Annotated in this window: 17 protein-coding genes and 2 tRNA genes; 12 read left to right on the top strand and 7 right to left on the bottom strand. The window is 64.7% G+C overall.

Annotated features, from left to right (window positions below):
* Positions 1 to 15: 15 nt before the first annotated feature.
* Positions 16 to 1,698, top strand: coding sequence for an energy-dependent translational throttle protein EttA (gene ettA, locus NXY83_RS11825; RefSeq protein WP_258802431.1), 1,683 nt, complete (start codon positions 16 to 18; stop codon positions 1,696 to 1,698).
* A gap of 91 nt (positions 1,699 to 1,789) precedes the next feature.
* Here ettA and NXY83_RS11820 read toward each other — a convergent pair whose 3' ends face one another.
* A complete protein-coding gene (locus NXY83_RS11820; RefSeq protein WP_258802430.1) occupies positions 1,790 to 2,770 on the bottom strand; it encodes an acyl-CoA thioesterase in 981 nt (326 codons plus the stop codon).
* A gap of 82 nt (positions 2,771 to 2,852) precedes the next feature.
* Between NXY83_RS11820 and NXY83_RS11815 the strand changes: the two genes are divergently transcribed.
* Positions 2,853 to 3,512 (top strand): hypothetical protein, encoded by a 660-nt coding sequence (locus NXY83_RS11815; RefSeq protein ID WP_258802429.1) that lies wholly within the window; start codon positions 2,853 to 2,855, stop codon positions 3,510 to 3,512.
* A gap of 28 nt (positions 3,513 to 3,540) precedes the next feature.
* On the opposite strand, the gene NXY83_RS11810 is transcribed toward NXY83_RS11815, so the two are convergent.
* The 4 genes from NXY83_RS11810 to pepN all read right to left on the bottom strand — a co-directional run bounded on the left by NXY83_RS11810 (position 3,541) and on the right by pepN (position 7,947).
* Positions 3,541 to 3,993: a globin gene (locus tag NXY83_RS11810; protein WP_309484071.1), complete on the bottom strand. Its 453-nt coding sequence runs from the start codon at positions 3,991 to 3,993 to the stop codon at positions 3,541 to 3,543.
* Between the two features lie 2 nt (positions 3,994 to 3,995).
* A complete protein-coding gene (locus NXY83_RS11805; RefSeq protein ID WP_258802428.1) occupies positions 3,996 to 4,682 on the bottom strand; it encodes a mechanosensitive ion channel family protein in 687 nt (228 codons plus the stop codon).
* A gap of 214 nt (positions 4,683 to 4,896) precedes the next feature.
* Complete coding sequence (locus NXY83_RS11800; protein ID WP_258802427.1) at positions 4,897 to 5,370, bottom strand: OsmC family protein; 474 nt, start codon at positions 5,368 to 5,370, stop codon at positions 4,897 to 4,899.
* A 24-nt stretch (positions 5,371 to 5,394) separates the two neighbouring features.
* Positions 5,395 to 7,947 (bottom strand): aminopeptidase N, encoded by a 2,553-nt coding sequence (pepN, locus tag NXY83_RS11795; protein WP_258806188.1) that lies wholly within the window; start codon positions 7,945 to 7,947, stop codon positions 5,395 to 5,397.
* A gap of 170 nt (positions 7,948 to 8,117) precedes the next feature.
* On the opposite strand from pepN, the gene NXY83_RS11790 reads away from it, so the two are divergent.
* The 3 genes from NXY83_RS11790 to NXY83_RS11780 all read left to right on the top strand — a co-directional run bounded on the left by NXY83_RS11790 (position 8,118) and on the right by NXY83_RS11780 (position 10,669).
* Entirely contained in the window at positions 8,118 to 9,140 is a 1,023-nt protein-coding gene (locus tag NXY83_RS11790) for a hypothetical protein (protein ID WP_258802426.1), read from the top strand.
* Between the two features lie 78 nt (positions 9,141 to 9,218).
* Entirely contained in the window at positions 9,219 to 9,713 is a 495-nt protein-coding gene (locus NXY83_RS11785) for a ribose-5-phosphate isomerase (protein ID WP_258802425.1), read from the top strand.
* Positions 9,713 to 10,669 (top strand): Fpg/Nei family DNA glycosylase, encoded by a 957-nt coding sequence (locus NXY83_RS11780; RefSeq protein WP_258802424.1) that lies wholly within the window; start codon positions 9,713 to 9,715, stop codon positions 10,667 to 10,669. The genes NXY83_RS11785 and NXY83_RS11780 overlap by 1 nt, the downstream gene beginning before the upstream one ends.
* A gap of 85 nt (positions 10,670 to 10,754) precedes the next feature.
* Here the strand turns inward: NXY83_RS11780 and NXY83_RS11775 are convergent.
* Positions 10,755 to 10,828 (bottom strand) — tRNA-Gly (locus tag NXY83_RS11775).
* Positions 10,829 to 10,968: 140 nt separating this feature from the next.
* Between NXY83_RS11775 and NXY83_RS11770 the strand changes: the two genes are divergently transcribed.
* The 6 genes from NXY83_RS11770 (at position 10,969) to NXY83_RS11745 (ending at position 16,216) form a co-directional block, all read left to right on the top strand.
* Positions 10,969 to 11,043 (top strand) — tRNA-Pro (locus tag NXY83_RS11770).
* A gap of 81 nt (positions 11,044 to 11,124) precedes the next feature.
* Complete coding sequence (gene tig / locus NXY83_RS11765) at positions 11,125 to 12,525, top strand: trigger factor (protein ID WP_258802423.1); 1,401 nt, start codon at positions 11,125 to 11,127, stop codon at positions 12,523 to 12,525.
* A 230-nt stretch (positions 12,526 to 12,755) separates the two neighbouring features.
* Complete coding sequence (locus NXY83_RS11760; RefSeq protein ID WP_258806187.1) at positions 12,756 to 13,379, top strand: ATP-dependent Clp protease proteolytic subunit; 624 nt, start codon at positions 12,756 to 12,758, stop codon at positions 13,377 to 13,379.
* Positions 13,380 to 13,415: 36 nt separating this feature from the next.
* Positions 13,416 to 14,075 (top strand): ATP-dependent Clp protease proteolytic subunit, encoded by a 660-nt coding sequence (locus NXY83_RS11755; RefSeq protein ID WP_258802422.1) that lies wholly within the window; start codon positions 13,416 to 13,418, stop codon positions 14,073 to 14,075.
* Positions 14,076 to 14,251: 176 nt separating this feature from the next.
* Positions 14,252 to 15,532 carry an ATP-dependent Clp protease ATP-binding subunit ClpX gene (gene clpX / locus NXY83_RS11750; protein ID WP_258802421.1) on the top strand — a complete coding sequence of 427 codons (1,281 nt, stop codon included), beginning with the start codon at positions 14,252 to 14,254 and terminating at the stop codon, positions 15,530 to 15,532.
* A 69-nt stretch (positions 15,533 to 15,601) separates the two neighbouring features.
* On the top strand, positions 15,602 to 16,216 hold the full coding sequence (locus tag NXY83_RS11745; protein ID WP_258802420.1) for a DsbA family protein: 615 nt from the start codon (positions 15,602 to 15,604) through the stop codon (positions 16,214 to 16,216).
* 356 nt (positions 16,217 to 16,572) lie between these two features.
* Here the strand turns inward: NXY83_RS11745 and valS are convergent, their stop codons facing one another.
* Positions 16,573 to 19,194, bottom strand: coding sequence for a valine--tRNA ligase (gene valS / locus NXY83_RS11740; protein WP_258802418.1), 2,622 nt, complete (start codon positions 19,192 to 19,194; stop codon positions 16,573 to 16,575).
* Positions 19,195 to 19,311: 117 nt separating this feature from the next.
* On the opposite strand from valS, the gene NXY83_RS11735 reads away from it, so the two are divergent.
* Positions 19,312 to 20,070 carry an SDR family oxidoreductase gene (locus NXY83_RS11735; protein WP_258802417.1) on the top strand — a complete coding sequence of 253 codons (759 nt, stop codon included), beginning with the start codon at positions 19,312 to 19,314 and terminating at the stop codon, positions 20,068 to 20,070.
* Positions 20,071 to 20,074 lie beyond the last annotated feature (4 nt).

Below are 20,074 nucleotides of genomic sequence, written 5' to 3'. Positions count from 1 at the left end.
ACTAGATTTGGAACCATGGCGGAATTTATCTACACAATGACCAAGGCCCGTAAAGCCGTTGGCGAAAAACTCATTCTTGACGACGTAAGCATGTCCTTCTTCCCCGGTGCCAAGATTGGTGTTGTGGGCCCGAACGGTGCCGGTAAGTCCACCATCCTCAAGATCATGGCCGGACTGGACACCCCCTCGAACGGCGAGGCGCGGCTCAGCCCCGGATACAGCGTCGGGATTCTGCTGCAGGAGCCCCCGCTTAACGAAGAGAAGACCGTCCTGGGCAACGTCCAGGAAGGCGTCGGCGAGATCTACGGCAAGATCCAGCGGTTCAACGACATCTCCGAGGAAATGGCCAGCCCCGACGCTGACTACGACACCCTCCTTGAGGAAATGGGCAAGCTCCAGGAAGCCATCGACGCCGCCGACGCCTGGGACCTCGACTCCCAGCTGGAACAGGCCATGGACGCCCTCCGCTGCCCGCCGGCCGACGCGGACGTCACCAACCTTTCCGGTGGTGAACGCCGCCGTGTCGCACTCTGCAAGCTCCTCCTGCAGAAGCCGGACCTGCTGCTCCTTGACGAGCCCACCAACCACCTTGACGCGGAAAGCGTGCTGTGGCTTGAGCAGCACCTGTCCAACTACCCCGGCGCAGTCCTGGCCGTAACCCACGACCGGTACTTCCTCGACCACGTGGCCGAGTGGATTGCCGAGGTGGACCGGGGCCACCTGTACCCCTACGAAGGCAACTACTCCACTTACCTGGAGAAGAAGCGCGCCCGCCTGGAGATCCAGGGCAAGAAGGACGCCAAGCAGGCCAAGCGCCTCACCGAGGAACTCGAGTGGGTACGCTCCAACGCCAAGGGCCGCCAGACGAAGTCAAAGGCCCGTCTGGCCCGCTACGAGGAAATGGCCGCCGAAGCGGACCGCACCCGGAAGCTGGACTTCGAAGAAATCCAGATCCCGCCGGGACCCCGCCTGGGCGGCCTGGTGCTGGAGGCGAAGAACCTCCAAAAGGGCTTTGAAGACCGGACCCTGATCGACGGGCTCTCCTTCAGCCTGCCCAGGAACGGCATCGTCGGCGTCATCGGCCCCAACGGCGTCGGCAAGACCACGCTGTTCAAGACGATAGTCGGCCTGGAGCCCCTGGACGGCGGCGACCTGAAAATCGGCGACTCCGTCAAGATCTCCTACGCCGACCAGAGCCGCGGCGGCATCGACCCCAACAAGACCCTGTGGGAAGTCGTCTCCGATGGGCTCGACTTCATCCAGGTGGGGCACGTTGAAATGCCGTCCCGCGCCTATGTTGCGGCCTTCGGCTTCAAGGGCCCGGACCAGCAGAAGAAGGCCGGTGTGCTCTCCGGTGGTGAGCGCAACCGCCTGAACCTCGCCCTGACCCTCAAACAGGGCGGAAACCTGCTGCTCCTTGACGAGCCCACCAACGACCTCGACGTCGAGACCCTCAGCAGCCTGGAAAACGCGCTCCTTGAATTCCCCGGCTGCGCCGTGGTGGTCTCGCACGACCGCTGGTTCCTGGACCGGGTAGCCACCCACATCCTGGCCTACGAAGGTGACGAAGAGAACCCCTCCAAGTGGTACTGGTTCGAGGGCAACTTCGAATCCTACGAGGAGAACAAGATCGAGCGCCTGGGCCCTGATGCTGCCAAGCCGCACCGGGTAACCCACCGCCGCCTGACCCGCGACTAGGTTCGCAGCACCAGCCGAGCGTCGACCTATCAGGCAGCAAAGAGGCAGGCACCCAAACGGGTGCCTGCCTCTTTCGTGCCTGCTGTTTCAGCTAGTCCCGGACAGCCTTGCGGATCTGGTGCTCCATGACCTTGGACTGGAAGGCGCCCACCACCTTGTTCTTCAGGTCAGTGGGCACACGGACCATGCCCTCCTGGGCAACCGAGGCCACATGCTGCCCCGCCTGGTTGAAGATCTTGCCCGTCGCCAACCCCCGGGCACCCTGCGCGCTCGGAGACTCCTGGACGTACAACAGCCACTCATCCACCCGCGCCGGGCGGTGCCACCACATCGCGTGATCCAGGCTGGCAACATTCATGCCCGGCGTGATCCAGCTCAGCCCGTGCCGCCGCAGGATGGATTCGAGCAGGGTGTAGTCGCTTGCGTAGGCCAGGGCTGCGCGGTGCAGGTTGGCGTTGTCCGGCATCGGCCCGAACGTCTTCATCCAGACGGCATTCCGGGCTTCCTTCCTGCCCCTCGCAGAAACGTACAGCGGCGGGTCAACGTGCCGGATGTCGAAGGGCCGCTCGTAGGCCCAGTGCCGGGCCACCGGGTGGTCAAACTTCCCCAGCAGGTCCGCCGTGCTGGGCAGGGATTCCGGGTCGGGAATCCCTGCCGGCATTTCGGACCCGTGTTCGATGCCTTCATCCCCGCCCTGGAAGGACGCGATCATGGACAGGATGGGCACCCCATCCTGGTAGGCGTGGACGCGCCGGGCGGAAAAGGACCGGCCGTCGCGGAGGCGCTGGACGCCGAAGGTAATGGGTTTGTTCGCGTCGCCCGGCCGCAGGAAATAGCCGTGCATGGAGTGGACAAAACGTTCCGCGTCCACAGTCCGGATGGAGGCGATGAGAGACTGGGCGAGCACCTGGCCGCCGAAAACCCGGTGGTGGGGCTGCTGCTGCGAGGGTCCGAGGAAGATGTCCTCGTCCGTGCGGGCTCCCTCCAACTGGCCGAGGTCCAAAAGTTTGATCAGCGATGCGGTGGGGTCACCGCTGGGAGGTGCCAGGAGTCCGGCTTCGGCTTCAGTCATGGTTTGACTCTAGACGGCGCCCCGGCACTGCTCAACCGGCCCGGCACCGCCCCACGGGCGTGCAACCGGTAGTGTTCTTGGTGTGTCTGATCTTCTCACTTCGTCCTTCCGTTTCGCCGATCCGCGCGATCTCGCTGATCTTAAGACCTACGCCACGCGCGCCAAGGCTATCGACGACGGCGCCATCCGGCTGCAGGCGGCAGGTTCCGTCCTCGCCGCGTACGTGTGCGTGCTGCGGCCCCGGCTGTTGGGGGAATCCACCCCTACCATCCTCGGCCTGCGCACCATGGCGCTGGCGGCACCCTCGGAAACGGACGTTACAGTCCCGTTGTCGGCGGTCCTCGACCGCCTCGCCCGGTCAGGGGAGGGCGACGTCGAATTGCCGGTTCCGCCCACCACCGTCACCGAGTCCTGGACGGGAGTTGGTGCGCCCAGGAGCGGCTGGGACCTCGTGGGGCCGCTCAGCGATACCGGGCTGCGGCAGGCAGCCGAGGCCGGCATCACCGAAGTGGCCGGGATCGTGCCGGACAAGCCCGGTGCGCTGATCGTGAACAATGCACGGGCCGCGGTCTGGGGCCGGGAGTTGGACGGTTCCGGGCTGCCTGCCGGCGCTGCCTTCGCCGCCCTTGCCCTGGGTTTCCTCGCAGACGGTGACCAGAAGCTGTACCGCGCCGGCCGGTGGTTCCGCCTTTCAGGCAGCCGCGGCCACGTCCTCGTGCGGACTGGAAGCGGGCTGTCCTAGCAACGGCCGGGGGTGGAAGCTGCTTGTTTCAGGCGCCTGACGGGCTGTTGACCATGGACAACGCCGCGCGCTCCATGTAGTCCCACAGCGTCGCCTCGTGGAGGGGCGGAAGCTCCAGGGAGTCCACAGCCTTGCGCATGTGGAACAGCCAGCGGTCTTTGGCCTCCGGTGTGACCTTGAACGGTATGTGCCGCATCCGGAGGCGGGGATGGCCGCGCTCTTCGCCGTAGGTTGTTGGTCCGCCCCAGTACTGCTCCAGGAACATCAGGAAACGGCGCTTCGCGGGCTCCAGGTCCTCTTCCGGGTACATGGGACGCAGCAGGGGATCGGTCGCCACGCCGTCGTAAAAGACATCGATAAGTTTGACGAACGTTTCGTGCCCGCCCACTGCGTCGTAAAAGTTATCCGTGTAGCCGGGCTGGCTGAAGGGATCGTTCTGCATCAGCTGGCGTGGCCGTTGCGGCTCTACGGGAATCGTCATCGCTATTCTCCGGCTTTCTGCTCGGTTTTCGTATTCTCGGCGCCGTGATCCGAGCTCTGGTCCGTGGTGCCGTCTGCCGTCTCGTGCAGCGGCACGTAGTTGCCCTGGGAGCGGTTTCCCACCCGCAGGATCTCTCCGTTGCGGAGATACCAGATGGCGCCGTCGTCGGACCGCACCCGGGTAATCCGCAGCCCCATGGATTCAACCACGCCAACCACCTCGCTGGTTTCGATCACGTCGCCGATGCCGAACTGGTCTTCAATGGTAATGAAGATACCTGCCAGGAAGTCGCGGATCAGCTGCTGCGCACCGAAACCGATGGCCACACCCAGTATGCCCACGCTGGTCAGGAGGGGTGCAATGTTGATGTCCAGGTTCTGGAGGACGTACATGCCGGTGATGACCACCACCAGTACTCCGACGATGCTGTTCAGCAATGAACCTATGGTTTCCGCGCGCTGCACACGCCGTTCATGATCCAGCGCCCTGAAGGCAGGGGCTGCCCACTTGAAGGTGGGTTTCTTGAAGAAATTGCTGCCCGCCGCTACACGCCCCGTGATGCGGGAAATGATGAACGTTGCCACGAGCCAGACCGTAACCCCGACGCCCAGGCTGATCACGATCCCCGGGACGCTGATCCCGTCGGGGTCAGTGGCGGCGGAAGGGAGGACTGACAACATGCTGATCATCGGGAAGAAATGCTCCTTGGGGTTTCGGCCTCAGCCGGGAGGATGTGCCTCCGCGCCGGTTATGCCCGGCGCGGAAGTCTCTGTTCTGCTTTAACCCTAGCGCCGCAGCGTGGACCAACGCGCATCCTCGTCCTTGGCGGAAGCGCCTTCCCGTCAGCAGCAACCGTCCGCCAGGCAGTTGCTGCCGAGGCGCCCCTGGTCAGCAACTGGGCGCCTAAGCCAGCACCGTTTCCGGTTCATGCTCAACTGGAAAGTTAACGCTGCGGGCAATGAAGCACACTTGGTTCGCTTCGTGGTGGAGCCGTGCTGCCAGCTCCACGTGCCCGGCGTCGGCAACTGTGACCCTGGGCCTCAGCGTCACCCGCTCGAACTGTCCGCTGCCGTCCCGGTTGAGCCGCATCAGCCCGGACGCCTCGTCCCGGTAGGCCGTAACCACCACTCCATGCTTGACCGCCACGTGCAGGTAGGACAGCAGATGGCACTGTGCCAGGGCCGCCAGGAGCAACTGCTCGGGGTTGTAGCGCTCACGGTCACCGTGGAACGTCGGATCAGCCGATCCCTGCAGGACCGGCAGTCCCGGAATGATCACGTCATGGTCCCGCGAATAGCCGCGGTAGGACGTTGTCCCCTCGCCCAGGTTGCCGGTCCAGTGCACGGCCAGGGCGTAGCGGTGTTCAGAAAGGCTCATCCGTTCCCCCTGGCATCCTTGCTGCTATACATCGGCGGCCCTCGCCCGCAGTGCCCGCGCAACGCCGTCGCGGTTTTCCAGCATCATGCGCCGCAGGGCGGCGCTCTGCGGCGGGAGGGCCGCCAGGAAGCCGTCCGTACGGTCAACGGTGGCCTGCGTGGTCAGCAGCGCAGGGTAAAGTCCGACGACGATCTGCTGGGCGAGCGCGTGCGTGCGGTTCTCGACGATCCCCGGCACCGCCTCGAAGTACTTCTCCGCGTAGGGTTCCAGGAGCGACCGGTCCAGGACCCGCATAAAGCCGGTCACGGCGGATCCCTGGAGCGCGTTGGACAGCTCGCCCTTGACCACGATCGAGTCCCATGCCGCGGCCTTCGCCTCCGGGGTGGGAATGGCGGCCTTCGCCAGTGCCGCGGCGTTCTGGCCGCTGGAGGTGTTGTCGCGGCTGAGTTCGGCATCGATCCCGTCCTGGCCCATCCGGCCGCCGGCAACGAGTGCAGCCACCAGCTCCCAGCGCAGGTCCTGGTCCACTGTCACCCCATCCAAGGGTGATGAGCCATCCAGCAGCCCTGCCACCCGGTCCAGCTGGGATTCGCTGCGGGCAAGCAGCGCGAAGGACTTCACGAACTGCAGCTGCGCGTCGGACCCGCCGGGAACCTCGGAGGCAAGGTCCCAGAGCCTGTCCACGGCAGCAACCGCCGTTGCTTCCCGGTGCTCCTCGGCCACGTAGAAGTTCAGGGTGGTGGCCAGCTGGCGGAGCTGCACCAGGATCACGGAGGAGTCGGTTTCCGCCGCGACGTTGGCCAGGATCAGCTCCACGTACTTCCGTGCCGGCGTTTCTCCGTCGCGGGCCGCATCCCACGCGGAATTCCAGACGAGGGTCCGCGGCAGGCTCTGCCCAAAGTCCTTCAGGTGCGCCGTCGCCGTATCCAGTGACTTCTGGTCCAGCCGAACTTTCGCGTACGCCAGGTCGTCATCGTTGACCAGGATGAGGTCCGGCTGCGCCAGGCCCACCAGCGCGGGAACTTCGGTCCTTTCGCCGTCGACGTCGAGTTCCTCGCGGTGCACCCGCTCCAGTTTTCCCGTGCTGTTGAGGTTGTAGAAGCCCACTGCAAGCCGGTGCGGGCGGATGGTGGGCCATTCCTCCACGGCCGACTGCACAATCGTGAAGGAGCGCAGGGTGCCGTCGGCGTCGGCCTCCAGTTCCGGCCTCAGGGTGTTCACACCGGCGGTTTCAAGCCATTGCCGGCCCCAGTCGTCCAGGTCCCGCCCGCTCGCCTTCTCCAGTTCCACCAGGAGATCGCTCAGCTCCGTGTTCTGCCATGAATGCTTTGCGAAGTACTCCCGGACACCAGCCATGAACTGCTCCGGGCCCACCCAGGCCACCAGCTGGCGGAGAACGGACGCGCCCTTGGCGTAGGTGATGCCGTCGAAATTCACCTCAACGTCCTGCAGGTCGTTGATCTCGGCGAAGATCGGATGGGTGGTGGGCAGCTGGTCCTGGCGGTAGGCCCAGGACTTTTCCACCGAGGCGAAGGTGGTCCAGGCGCTGGTGAAGGACGTGGCTTCCACCGCGGCCAGGTGGGACATGTACTCGGCGAATGACTCGTTGAGCCAGAGGTCGTTCCACCACCGCATGGTGACCAGGTCCCCGAACCACATATGTGCCAGCTCGTGGAGGACGGTTATGGCACGGCGCTCAATCTGGGCACCGGTGACCTTGCTGCGGAAGACGTAGCCTTCCAGGATTGTCACTGCCCCGGCGTTTTCCATGGCACCGGCGTTGAATTCCGGGACGAACAGCTGGTCGTATTTCCCGAACGGGTAGGGGCAGCCGAACTGCGCCTCGAAGAACGTGAAGCCCTGGCGGGTCAGTTCGAAAATGTTCTCCGCATCCAGGTACTGCATCAGGGACTTCCGGGCGAAGACGCCCAGCGGAACCACCCGCCCGTCGGAACTGGTCACCTCGCTGCGGACGGACTGGTAAGGGCCCGCAATCAAAGCGGTGACGTAGGAGGACAGCCGCGGCGTGGCGGCGAACTTCCAGACGGAGCGGGCTCCGCCGTCCTCAGCCGGCGGAGCCCCGGCCGGCTGGGGCGTGGGGGAGTTGGAGATGACGTCCCAGTGGGACGGGGCGGTCACGGTAAACGCGAACGTTGCCTTCAGGTCCGGCTGCTCAAAGACGGCGAACATCCTGCGTGCATCAGGTACTTCGAACTGCGTGTAAAGGTAGACCTCGTTGTCCACCGGATCCACGAAGCGGTGCAGGCCTTCGCCGGTGTTCATGTACGGTGCATCGGCAACGATCGTGAGCTCGTTGGTTTCCTCCAGGCCGGGCAGCTGGATGCGCACGCCGTCCGCCACCGCGCCAGGATCGAGGCTGCGGCCGTTCAACGTGATGCTGTGCACGGTGCGGGTCACGGCGTCGATGAACGTGGAGGAACCGGGCCTGGCGCTGAACTTCACTGTGGTGGTGCTCCCGAAAACCTCCCCGCCCCTGGTGAGGTCCAGGTTGACGTCGTAGGACTCGACGGTGATCAGTTCGGCGCGTTCGCGGGCCTCGGCGCGCGTCAGGTTCATGCCTGGCAAGTGGACCTCCAGAGAAGTTGCGGCTGCCGGGCTGGCGGTACCCAGCCCCGGCACTGATAATTCTTGCATTGCCTGACCCCGTGGCAAGTTGCGCGGCTCACGGCCGCCGCCTGGCATGGGTATCCGGGTTACGGCCGCCCCCCCAGGGGTAGCGTTAAGTCATGGGAAAGTTTTTGGATTCGGTGGATGCCAAGGCACTGCGCTTTGCCATCGGTTTTCCCGTCGTCCTGGCCGGCGCTTTTGTCTTCGGCGCGTCGTTGCTGCGCCGGGACCTCCCCGAGCCGCTCGCCATCCGCTGGACGGACGACGGCGGTGCCGCCTTCGCACCCTTCGGTGCCTACGTGGGCGGGGGAGCGCTGGTCATCATGGTTTTCGGCTGGCTGTTCCTCTACCAGGCTGTGCCGTTGGGCAGGCCGGTCCTGATGCGGCGGATCATGATGGGCGCCGGCCTATCCCTGGACCTCTTCATCACCAGTGCCCTGGCCGCCGGCCTCGTCGGGCAGGCAGGTGTTGCCGACGCCCGCGAGTCCAGGGTAGACGTGACCGTCCTCGCGCTCGGGAGCGGTGCTGCGCTGTCCCTTGGCGTGGTCATGGCCTTCGTCTACAAGGCGGACCAGCAGTGGTCCATGGAGGACGACAGGGCACTCCAGGTCGCTATTGCCAAAGAACTCGACCCGGACCTGACCCGGGACAGCATGCGCCTTTGGGTCCACGCAAGGAGCTCCGTCTTCATCATGATCGCCATCGCTTCGGTGTTCCCGGCGTCACTCATTGCCATTGCCGTGCCCTGGCTGGGCATACTGCTCGTAGTCCTGGCCTTCTTTGGCGCAGCCTTCCTGTTCGCGCGCATCAAGGCGGACCGGGCCGGCCTGAAAGTCCTGCTGGCCGGCGTCGTGCCTGTCATGGACATTCCGGCAGGAAGCATCTCGGCCGCCAGCCCTGCGGACGTCCGGGCCGCCGACTATGGCGGGTGGGGCTACCGGAACCACGGCGGTACCGCCGCCATGCTCGTCAGCAGCGGCCCCGCCGTCGTCGTCAGCAAGACCGACGGCCAGCGCCTCGCGGTGAGCAGCGGGAGCCCGGCCTCGGCCGCCCGGCTGGCCGAAGTCCTCACGCGGGTGGCAGCCAGGGCACGGCGCGGCGGAGGACCGGCACCAGCGGCCGGCGGCCATCCGGAGTCCTAGTATTCTTGTCCGTGTTGTTCCCCTGGCCGGCGCCTTCCGGACCGGCCGCCAGCGCCTCCAACCGAACGGATTCTGCTCGTGACCTCTTCCCCTGCCTTCCCGCGGGTCCACATCGCCACCGACCACGCAGGCATGGAGCTCAGCGCCCACCTGGTGTCCCACCTGACCGCCAAGGGCTATGAAGTGGTGGACCACGGACCCAAGGTCTACGACGCCCAGGACGACTACCCGTCCTTCTGCATCAACGCCGCCCTTGCGGTGGTGGCTGACCAGCAGGCAGGAGTTCACGCGCTGGGCATCGTGCTGGGCGGTTCGGGCAACGGTGAGCAGATTGCTGCCAACAAGGTCAAGGGCGTCAGGGCAGCCCTCGCCTGGAACCACTCCACGGCAACCCTGGCCCGCGAGCACAACGACGCCAACGTGGTGGCCGTAGGCGGGCGCCAGCACACGGTGGAGGAAGCAACGGAGCTCATAGAAGCCTTCCTTTCCCAGCCCTTCAGCAACGACGAGCGGCACGTCCGCAGGATCGGCAAGGTCGCTGCCTACGAGGCCACCGGCGAGGTCATCGAGTAGTGCCGGAAGGGCATACACTCCGGCGCCTGGCACGCCAGTTCGGGGACGTTTTCGCCGGCGGGAGGCTGGCCGTGTCCAGCCCCCAGGGCAGGTTCAGTGGGGGAGCGGCGCTGCTGGACGGCCACACGCTGCTCGCTGCCGAAGCCCACGGGAAGCATCTTTTCCTGCACTTCGATAACTCGCTGGTGCTGCACGTCCACCTTGGGCTGTACGGTGCCTGGAGCTTCGGCGGCGACCGCACCTTCACCGGGTCCTCCAGTATCGGTGCGCCGCGCCGGATAGGCGAGCAGGAGTCCTCCGCTGACGGGGACGACGACGCCGATGCCCCCTACGCCGGGCCGCCGGCCCCTGTGGGCGCGGTCCGGGTAAGGCTGGCCGGCCGTCATGGCTGGGCGGACCTGCGCGGCGCAACAACCTGCGAAACCATCACGGCCGCCGAAGCGGACGCAGTACTGGACCGGCTGGGCCCAGACCCGCTGCGTAACCGCCGGGGCGATGCCGGCCGCTTTGCCGCCAACCTGCAAAGCCGGAAAACGCCGGTGGCCGCCCTGCTGATGGACCAGAAAATCATTGCCGGCGTGGGCAACGTCTACCGCGCCGAGGTCCTCTTCCGCCTGCGCCTGGACCCGTGGCTGCCGGGATCGGCCGTGACAGACACTGCTGCCCGGAAACTGTGGCGCGACGTCGTGGCCCTCATGAACGACGGCGTGACCGACGGCCGGATCATCACCACCCCGCCGAAGTACTGGACAGGCAACGGGAAGGTGGGCAACCCCAAGGCGGGCAACGGCACGGCGGCCTCCGCCATCAAGACCGATAATTTCCCCGCCCGGGAGGATGCCCATTTTGTGTACAAGCGCAACGGGCTGCCGTGCAGGGTTTGCGGCAACACGGTGCTGATGGCCGAACTGGTGGCGCGCAAGCTCTACTGGTGCCCCTACTGCCAGCAGTCCTGACGACCCGGCAGTCCTTACTGCCTGGCAGCCGGTCTGGGAAAAATGGAAAAGGCCCCTCGATGAGGGGCCTTTTCCATGTGTTCCGTGGAGGGGACGACGGGAATCGAACCCGCGTAATCAGTTTGGAAGACTGAGGCTTTACCATTAAGCTACGTCCCCGAAAAGGATCCATTTGCAACACTAGCAGCTGGAAACTTCGGGCTGGCTGTTCAAGCCGGATACAACTAAACCTAATCGAAGTGCCACGTGTCAAATGTGCAAACTTGGCGCGTATCACCGTAGACTTGCCTGTGCACTAACGGGGTGTAGCTCAGCTTGGCTAGAGCGCCTGCTTTGGGAGCAGGAAGTCGCAGGTTCAAATCCTGTCACCCCGACTCTGCGGCCCGGACCACTCGGCCTGGACAAAACATTGCGTTTGCAGAAACCCATCCCACAAACCCAGGAGTACTTAGACCGTGAAGAGCGCTGTCGAGAACCTCACCCCCACGCGGGTCAAGCTCAACGTTGAGGTTCCCTTTGAGGAACTGAAGCCCAGCATCGACTCGGCTTACAAGACTGTTGCTTCGCAGATCCAGGTTCCTGGGTTTCGTAAGGGCAAGGTGCCCGCAAAGCTCATCGACCAGCGCGTCGGCCGCGGCTACGTGCTGGAGACGGCTATCAACGAAGGCCTCAACGGCTGGTACCAGGCTGCCGTGCAGGAATCCGGCATCCGCCCCCTGAGCCGTCCCGAGGTCGAGATCACCGAGGTTCCGGACCCCTCCGCCACCGACGGCGGCCTGAAGTTCGCCGCCGAGGTTGACGTCCGCCCCGAGATCGAACTGCCCGACTACGCAGGCATCGAGGTCGAAGTTGCCGCCGCCGAGTCGTCTGACGAAGACGTGGACAAGGCCCTCGACGAACTGCGCGGACGCTTCGGCACGCTTAAGTCCGTGGAACGCCCGGCTGCTGATGGTGACTTCCTCACCATCGACATCACCGCCACCATCGACGGCGAAGAGGTGGACTCCGCGTCCGGCCTCTCCTACCAGGTCGGCTCGGGCACCATGCTCGAAGGCCTCGACGAAGCCGTGACCGGCCTCACCACGGACGAGGACGCCATCTTCAACACCACCCTGGTGGGCGGCGACCACGCCGGCGAAGAAGCACAGGTCAAGGTCGTTGTGAAGGCCGTCAAGGAGCGCGAGCTGCCCGAAGCGAACGACGACTTCGCCCAGCTGGCTTCCGAGTTCGACACTCTCGCGGAACTCCGCGAGGACCTGGCCAAGCAGGCTGCAGACTCCAAGGTTGTGGAGCAGGGCGTGGAGGCCCGCGACAAGGTCCTGGACAAGCTCGTTGAGCTGGTCGAGGTTCCCGTGCCGGACTCCGTCGTCGAAGAGCAGCTCGAAGCCCACTTCAAGGAGGGCAACGGCCACGGCGAGGGCGAGCACGACACCGAGGAGCACCGTGAGGAGGTCCGGGCCAACACCGCCCGCGCCTTCCAGAACGAAATCATCCTCGACGCCATTGCGGAAAAGGAAGAAGTCAACGTCAGCCAGAACGAGCTGATCGACTACATCGTCACCACGGCCGGCCAGTACGGCATGGACCCGAACCAGTTCGCCCAGATCATCGACCAGAGCGGCCAGGTCCCCATGATGGTTTCCGAGGTCCGCCGCCGCAAGGCGCTGGCGGTCGTCCTGGGCCAGGCCACGGTGACCGACACCGAGGGCAAGGCTGTGGACCTGAGCGACTTCGTCCGCCCCGGCGGCGAAGAGGAAGCTCCGGCTGCGGAAGCAGAAGCAGCTGACGCCGAGGCCGTCGACGCCGAAGCCGCTGACACCGCTGCCGAGGACGACAAGGCCGAGGCAAAGGCCTAGTCCCTGACACGCACTGAACGGCCCCCGGATCGCAGGATCCGGGGGCCGTTTGCGTTAGAGCGGGCCTGTGGTGCGCCTGGTTCGCCGATCGTGCGCCGTCAGCGAACAGCCGTCGGGGCGCGAAGAAAATGTCGGTGAAACCGGTTAGTGTCCAAGTAGTGATTTTCAGTGATGTCACCGTCACCAGCGAGAGGTAAGTAACCATGTCACAGCACCCAGAGGCCCCCCGGATGGCGACCGTCGATCCTGCAGCCCAGGACAACTACATTTACAACCGCCTGCTGAAGGAGCGGATCATCTGGCTGGGTTCGGAGGTGCGCGACGATAACGCCAACGCCATCTGCTCGCAGCTGCTCCTCCTCTCCGCTGAGAACCCGGACAAAGACATCTACCTCTACATCAACTCCCCGGGCGGCTCTGTGACGGCCGGCATGGCCATTTACGACACCATGCAGTTCATCCCCAATGACGTCGTCACCGTGGCAACCGGCCTGGCGGCCTCCATGGGACAGTTCCTGCTGTCCTCCGGCACCAAGGGCAAGCGCTACGCCACCCCCAACGCCCGCGTCCTGATGCACCAGCCTTCCGGCGGCATTGGCGGAACAGCCTCGGACATCAAGATCCAGGCCGAACTCATCCTCCACATGAAGAAGGTCATGGCGGAGCTGACCGCCGAGCAGACCGGCCAGTCCGTTGACACCATCCTCAAGGACAACGACCGCGACAAGTGGTTTACTGCCTCGGAGGCTCTGGAGTACGGCTTCTTTGACAAGATCGCCGCGCACGCCGGTTCCGTGGCCGGCGGCGGCGGCACCGCCAACGGCACCTCCGGCGAGACTGCCTCGCAGAACTAAACCGGCACAAAAACACTTAGATCAGGAGCAATGAACATGAACTACAACTTCGGATCGACTGCCGGTAATCTTCCGACCAGCCGTTACGTACTGCCCCAGTTTGAAGAGCGCACGCCGTATGGCTTCAAGCGCCAGGACCCCTACACCAAGCTGTTCGAGGACCGCATCATCTTCCTCGGCGTGCAGGTGGATGACGCCTCGGCTGATGACGTCATGGCCCAGCTGCTGGTCCTCGAGTCCACCGACCCGGACCGCGACATCACCCTCTACATCAACTCACCCGGCGGTTCCTTCACCGCCATGACGGCTATCTACGACACCATGCAGTACATCCGGCCGGAGATCCAGACCGTCTGCCTGGGACAGGCTGCAAGCGCCGCCGCCGTACTCCTCGCGGCCGGCACCCCGGGCAAGCGCCTGGCACTCCCGAACGCCCGCGTCCTGATCCACCAGCCGGCCCTGTCCGGCGGCCAGGGCGGCCAGGCTTCCGACCTGGAAATCCAGGCTGCGGAAGTCATGCGGATGCGGTCATGGCTTGAGGACACGCTGGCCCACCACTCGGGTCGCACGTCGGAGCAGGTCAACAACGATATCGAGCGCGACAAGATCCTGACTGCGGACGAGGCCCAGGCATACGGGCTGATCGACCAGGTCCTGGATTCACGCAAGATCAAGCCTCAGGCAATTACGAGGTAGCAATACGTAAAGCGCCGGTGCGGGCCAGTTCATTTGGCCCCACCGGCCTTTTCCTTCCACCCTTGGGCGCCAATGTGACCTAGAGTGGATGTTGTCACAACCGGTCCTCGCAGGCTGGTGGAGATTCCAGCAACGGCGCAAGGCTGCCTGGCAGCAAGATACTAAGGGGTTCACATATGGCTCGGATTGGCGAGAGCACGGATCTGCTGAAGTGCTCTTTCTGCGGAAAGAGCCAGAAGCAGGTGCGCAAGCTCATTGCCGGGCCCGGCGTCTACATCTGTGATGAGTGCATTGAGCTGTGCAACGAAATCATCGAAGAGGAGCTCGCGGAAGTCGCCGATCTGGGGAGCTTTGAACTGCCCAAGCCCCGCGAAATTTTCGACTTCCTGCAGGAATACGTGATCGGCCAGGAACCGGCCAAGCGTTCCCTCGCCGTCGCCGTCTACAACCATTACAAGCGGATCCAGGCAGGCCACGCACCCAAGTCCGGCAGCCTCGCTGATGGCGGCCACCATGACGACGTCGAAATCGCCAAGTCGAACATCCTCCTGATCGGTCCTACCGGCTGCGGCAAGACCTACCTGGCCCAGACCCTGGCGCGCCGCCTTAACGTACCCTTCGCCGTTGCGGACGCAACCGCGCTGACCGAGGCCGGCTACGTGGGCGAGGACGTGGAGAACATCCTCCTCAAGCTCATCCAGGCTGCAGACTACGACGTCAAAAAGGCCGAACAGGGCATCATCTACATCGACGAAATCGACAAGATCTCGCGCAAGAGCGAAAACCCCTCCATCACCCGTGACGTCTCCGGGGAAGGTGTCCAGCAGGCGCTCCTGAAGATCCTGGAGGGGACCGTTGCCTCGGTACCGCCCCAGGGCGGCCGGAAGCACCCGCACCAGGAATTCATCCAGATCGACACCACCAACGTCCTGTTCATCGTGGCAGGCGCCTTCGCCGGCCTGGAAGAGATCATCGGATCCCGTTCCGGCCGGAAGGGGATCGGCTTTGGTGCCCCGCTCAACGAAGCCAGCAAGAAGGTGGATTCCTACGGCGAAGTCATGCCGGAAGACCTGCTCAAGTTCGGCCTGATCCCCGAGTTCATTGGCCGGCTTCCCGTGATCACGACGGTCTCCAACCTTGACCGCGAAGCCCTGATCCAGATCCTGTCCACTCCCAAGAATGCGCTGGTCAAGCAGTACCAGAAGATGTTCCAGATCGACGGTGTGGAACTCGTGTTCGATGAGGCCGCTCTCGACGCCATCGCCGAGCAGGCCCTGGAACGCGGCACCGGTGCCCGTGGCCTCCGGGCAATCCTTGAGGAAGTGCTCCTTCCGGTGATGTTCGACCTTCCCAGCCGCGAGGATGTGGCGAGCGTTGTCATTACCGAGGACGTCGTCCTGAGGGGCGCGGAGCCCACCATGATCCCGCACGCCGCCAAGCGCAAGAAGTCCGCTTAGCAACCTGCCGCTTCTCCCTGTCAGCCGTGGCTGCCCCCTGCGCAGCCGCCAACACCTGAAGGATCCGCTATGTCTGAAACCGTCAAGAACAAGGCCGACTTCTGGTTTGATCCGCTGTGCCCCTTCGCCTGGATCACCTCGCGCTGGATCGGCGAGGTGGAAGGCGTCCGCGACATCGAAACTGTCTGGCACGTCATGAGCCTCGCTGTCCTCAATGAGGGACGCGACCTGGAACCCTCCTACCGCGAATCCATGGACAACGCCTGGGGCATTGTCCGGGTCATCATCGCCGCGCAGCAGGAGCACGGCCCGGAGACGGTCAAGGCACTGTATGACGCCATGGGCACACTGATCCACGACGGCGGCGAGAAGGACCGCGACCTCGTAATCACCAAGGCACTGGCTGAATGCGGCCTTCCCGAGTCCCTGGCTGAAGCCGCCACCAGCGACGCCTATGATGCCGAGCTCCGGGCAAGCCACGGGGAAGGCATTTCCCTGGTGGGCCAGGACGTCGGCACCCCGGTCGTGGCCTTCAACGGAACAGCGTTTTTCGGTCCCGTCCTCACCCGGATTCCCCGTGGCGAGGAAGCCGGCAAGCTGTGGGACGCCACCACGGCGCTTGCCGCCTACCCGCACTTCTTTGAGCTGAAGCGCAGCCGCACGGAGCGCCCGGAATTCAGCTGAACCCTCCTGCTTCAACGGGAAAGGGCCCCTGGCGAACTACTTGCTTGTAGTTCGCCAAGGGCCCTTGCGCTTCACCCTGCACGGGACAACAATGGTTCTTACCCACTTCGAAAGAAGAGGGACGCAGGAACCAAAGATTCAGTGATATGTATCTGACGCAGCCATCGGCAAAGCCGGATACAAGCTACCAGTGACGAGGTAGGAAGACCTGAAAATCCGAGGATCCTGCCAGACCATCAAGACGTCACCAGATGGCCGAAAAGTCGAAGCCCCACCAACGGCAAAACGCTGATGGGGCTTCCCCTTTGCCCTAAAACCGGGGCTGCCAGGAAACGGCCGGCCCAAGCCGGTTTGGATTAGGCCTTTGCAGGCTCATCCGAAGCCGCCAGTGCCACATCGCTCACGGAAAGGTCGCCCTCGCCGGCCACCAGGGTGATCTCCCTGGCATTGGAAGCGGTCTTCAGATCGGACAGGCCAGCCTGAAGCTGCGCGGTCAGTGCCGCAGGAGCGGTGATGGTCGCGGACAGCACCTCCGTGCGCTGCTTGACCTTCGCCTCGGACTTCGCCTTCCGGACCCCGCTGAGTGCAACCCCCACGGTTGCCAGCATGGTGGTGTCCCCGCCGGGAACCTCCAGTCCCGCGGGCCACTCGGCGCGGTGGACCGAGCCGTTGCGCCACCAGCTCCAGACCTCTTCGGTGGCGAAGGGCAGGAACGGGGCGAACAGCCGGAGCAGGGTGTCAAGGGTGGTGGCCAGTGCCGCCAGTACCGAGGCCTGCCCGGCGTCACCGGCAGCACCGTAGGCGCGGTCCTTGATGAGCTCCACATAGTCGTCGGTGAACTGCCAGAAGAAGCTCTCCGTAATCTGCAGTGCGCGGGCGTAATCGTAGTTCTCGAACGCCTTGGTGGACTGGGCCACAACTTCGGCCAGCTGGGCCAGGACCGCCCGGTCCAGCGGGTTGGTCAGGACGGAGAGGTCGCTGGAAAGCACCGACGCCTCGGTGGCGCCGAGGTTGAGCACGAACTTGGACGCGTTCAGGAGCTTGATGGCCAGGCGCCGCCCGATCTTCATCTGGGCAATCTCGTAGGCCGTGTCTGCCCCCAACCGGGCCGACGCCGCCCAGTAACGGACAGCATCCGAGCCGTATTCCTCCAGCACGTCCGTGGGTACCACCACGTTGCCCTTGGACTTGGACATCTTCTTGCGGTCCGGGTCCAGAATCCAGCCGGAAATAGCGGCGTGCTTCCACGGTGCACTGCTTTCCAGGGCATCCGCGCGCACCACTGAGGAGAAGAGCCAGGTCCGGATGATGTCGTGGCCCTGCGGACGGAGGTCAAACGGGAAGACCTTGGCGAACAGTTCCTCGTCACGCTTCCAGCCGCCAACGATCTTGGGGGTCAGGGAAGACGTGGCCCAGGTGTCGAGGATGTCGGTGTCACCGGTGAAGCCGCCCGGGGCATTACGCTGGGCTTCATCGTAGCCGGGTGCGGCATCGGCGGCGGGGTCCACGGGCAGTTGCTCGTCGGAGGGCACGATGGGCGCGTCGTAGTCCGGGTTGCCGTCGGCGTCCAGCGGGTACCAGACGGGGATGGGCACGCCGAAGAAGCGCTGCCGGGACACCAGCCAGTCGCCGTTCAGGCCGGAAATCCAGTTCTCGTAGCGTGAGCGCATGAAGGCGGGGTGGAAGTCGATCTCATGCCCGCGTGCGATCAGGCGTTCGCGGCGGTCCTCGTCCCGGCCGCCGTTACGGATGTACCACTGGCGTGAGGTGACAACCTCAAGGGGCTTGTCGCCCTTTTCGTAAAAGTTCACCGGGTGCATGATCTTCTTGGGCTCGCCCTCGAGCAGGTCAGCGGCTTCCAGGAGTTTCACCACCGCTTCCTTGGCGCTGAAAACGGTCTTGCCGGCAATTGCGGCGAAGCCCTCGCGGCCGATGTCAGTGGTGATCCACTCGGGAGTCTCACTGACAATACGGCCGTCGCGGCCCACGATCGCACGGGTGGGAAGCTGAAGTTCGCGCCACCAGGTCACGTCGGTGAGGTCACCGAAGGTGCACACCATGGCGATGCCGGAGCCCTTGTCCGCCTTGGCGAGCGGGTGGGCCTTAACCTCAACCTCGACGCCGAACACGGGGGACGTGACCTTCTTGCCGAACAGCGGCTGGTACCGTTCGTCGTCGGGGTTCGCCACCAGCGCGGCGCAGGCGGCCAGCAGCTCGGGGCGGGTGGTCTCGATGTAGACGTTGTCCCCGTCCTCAGTGAAGAACGGGTAGCGGTAGTACGCGCCGGCCACGTCGCGGTCCTCAAGCTCCGCCTGGGCCACCGCGGTACGGAACGTCACGTCCCACAGGGTGGGCGCTTCGGCCATGTACGCGTCTCCGGCAGCCAGGTTGGCTAGGAACGCCCGCTGCGAGACTGCCCGCGAGTTGTCGTCGATGGTCCGGTAGGTAAGCTCCCAGTCCACGGAGAGTCCAAGGGTCTGGAAAAGGTTCTCGAAAACCTTCTCGTCCTCGACCGCGAGTTCCTCGCACAGCTCGATGAAGTTCCGGCGGGAGACAACGTCGAAGTCGCGCTGGTTCTTCGCCGGCTGGGCGGGCGGCTGGTAGTCGGCGTTGTAGGGGATGGCGGGGTCGCAGCGCACACCGTAGTAGTTCTGCACCCGGCGCTCGGTGGGCAAACCGTTGTCGTCCCAGCCCATGGGGTAGAAGACGTTCTTGCCGGTCATCCGCTGGTAGCGGGCCAGCACGTCGGTCTGGGTGTAGGAAAACATGTGCCCCACGTGCAGGGAGCCCGACGCCGTGGGCGGGGGAGTGTCGATCGAGTAGACCTGCTCCCGGCTGGTGTCCGGGTTGAACTTGTAGGTCCCTTCGGCGAGCCAGCGCTGCGTGAGGGCAGCTTCAAGGCCCTCGAGGGCCGGCTTGTCCGGAACGTTGATGGGGGCGGTGGTGGGCGTGTCTGTACCCTGATTGTCTTCAGCCATTCGGCAATTCTTTCATGCTCTGTTCCATTGCAGAGAACGCGGGCGCGACTAGCATGCGCCGTGCGGGCGGGTCCCGCGGAACCTTTGGCTTACCCCGGCCCCGGTTAGGGTGGTGCCATGACTGATCACGTGCAGAAGAAGGCAGCTTTGGTGACCGGTGCGAGCAGCGGCATCGGGGAGGCAACGGTACGGGCGCTGCGGGCCGGGGGATGGACCGTTTTCGCGGTGGCACGCCGGGCGGACCGCTTGGCAGCGCTGGCAGCGGCGACCGGCGCCGTTGCCATTCCTGCCGACATTTCCGAGGACGACGACGTGTCCCGGCTGCTCTCCCAGGTCACCGAAGCCGGTGGCGTCGATACGCTCATCAACATCGCCGGCGGCGCCAGGGGCGCCGACAGGATCGGCACGGCCAGTACCGAAGACTGGGAATGGATGTACCGCGTCAACGTCCTGGGGACCATGAAACTGACGCGGGCATTCCTGCCCATGCTGCGTGCCACCGGAGAAGGGACGGTACTCAACCTGACGTCCACCGCGGCCCTGGCTGCCTACGAGGGAGGCGGCGGCTACAACGCGGCGAAGTTCGCCCAGCACGCCATGACCGGCGCTCTACGGCTGGAGGAGGCCGAACACAACGTCCGCGTCATCGAGGTTGCGCCCGGGCTGGTTTACACCGAGGAATTTGCCCTGAACCGGCTTGGCGACCGGCAGGCCGCGGAGAAGGTTTACCAAGGGGTGGAGAAACCCCTCACGGCCGAAGATGTCGCAGACGTGGTCCGCTACGCGGTGACCGCCCCGCACCACGTCAACCTTGACCAGATCGTCATCCGGCCGGTGGCCCAGGCAGCCAACCACAAGCTGATCAGGAAAGGCTGACTCC

The sequence above is a fragment of the Pseudarthrobacter sp. NS4 genome (genome assembly GCF_024758005.1).
In the GTDB taxonomy this organism is placed as follows: Bacteria; Actinomycetota; Actinomycetes; order Actinomycetales; family Micrococcaceae; genus Arthrobacter.
The sequence above is the reverse complement of the archived record's forward strand: the minus strand, read 5'-3'. Positions and strand labels throughout refer to the sequence as shown.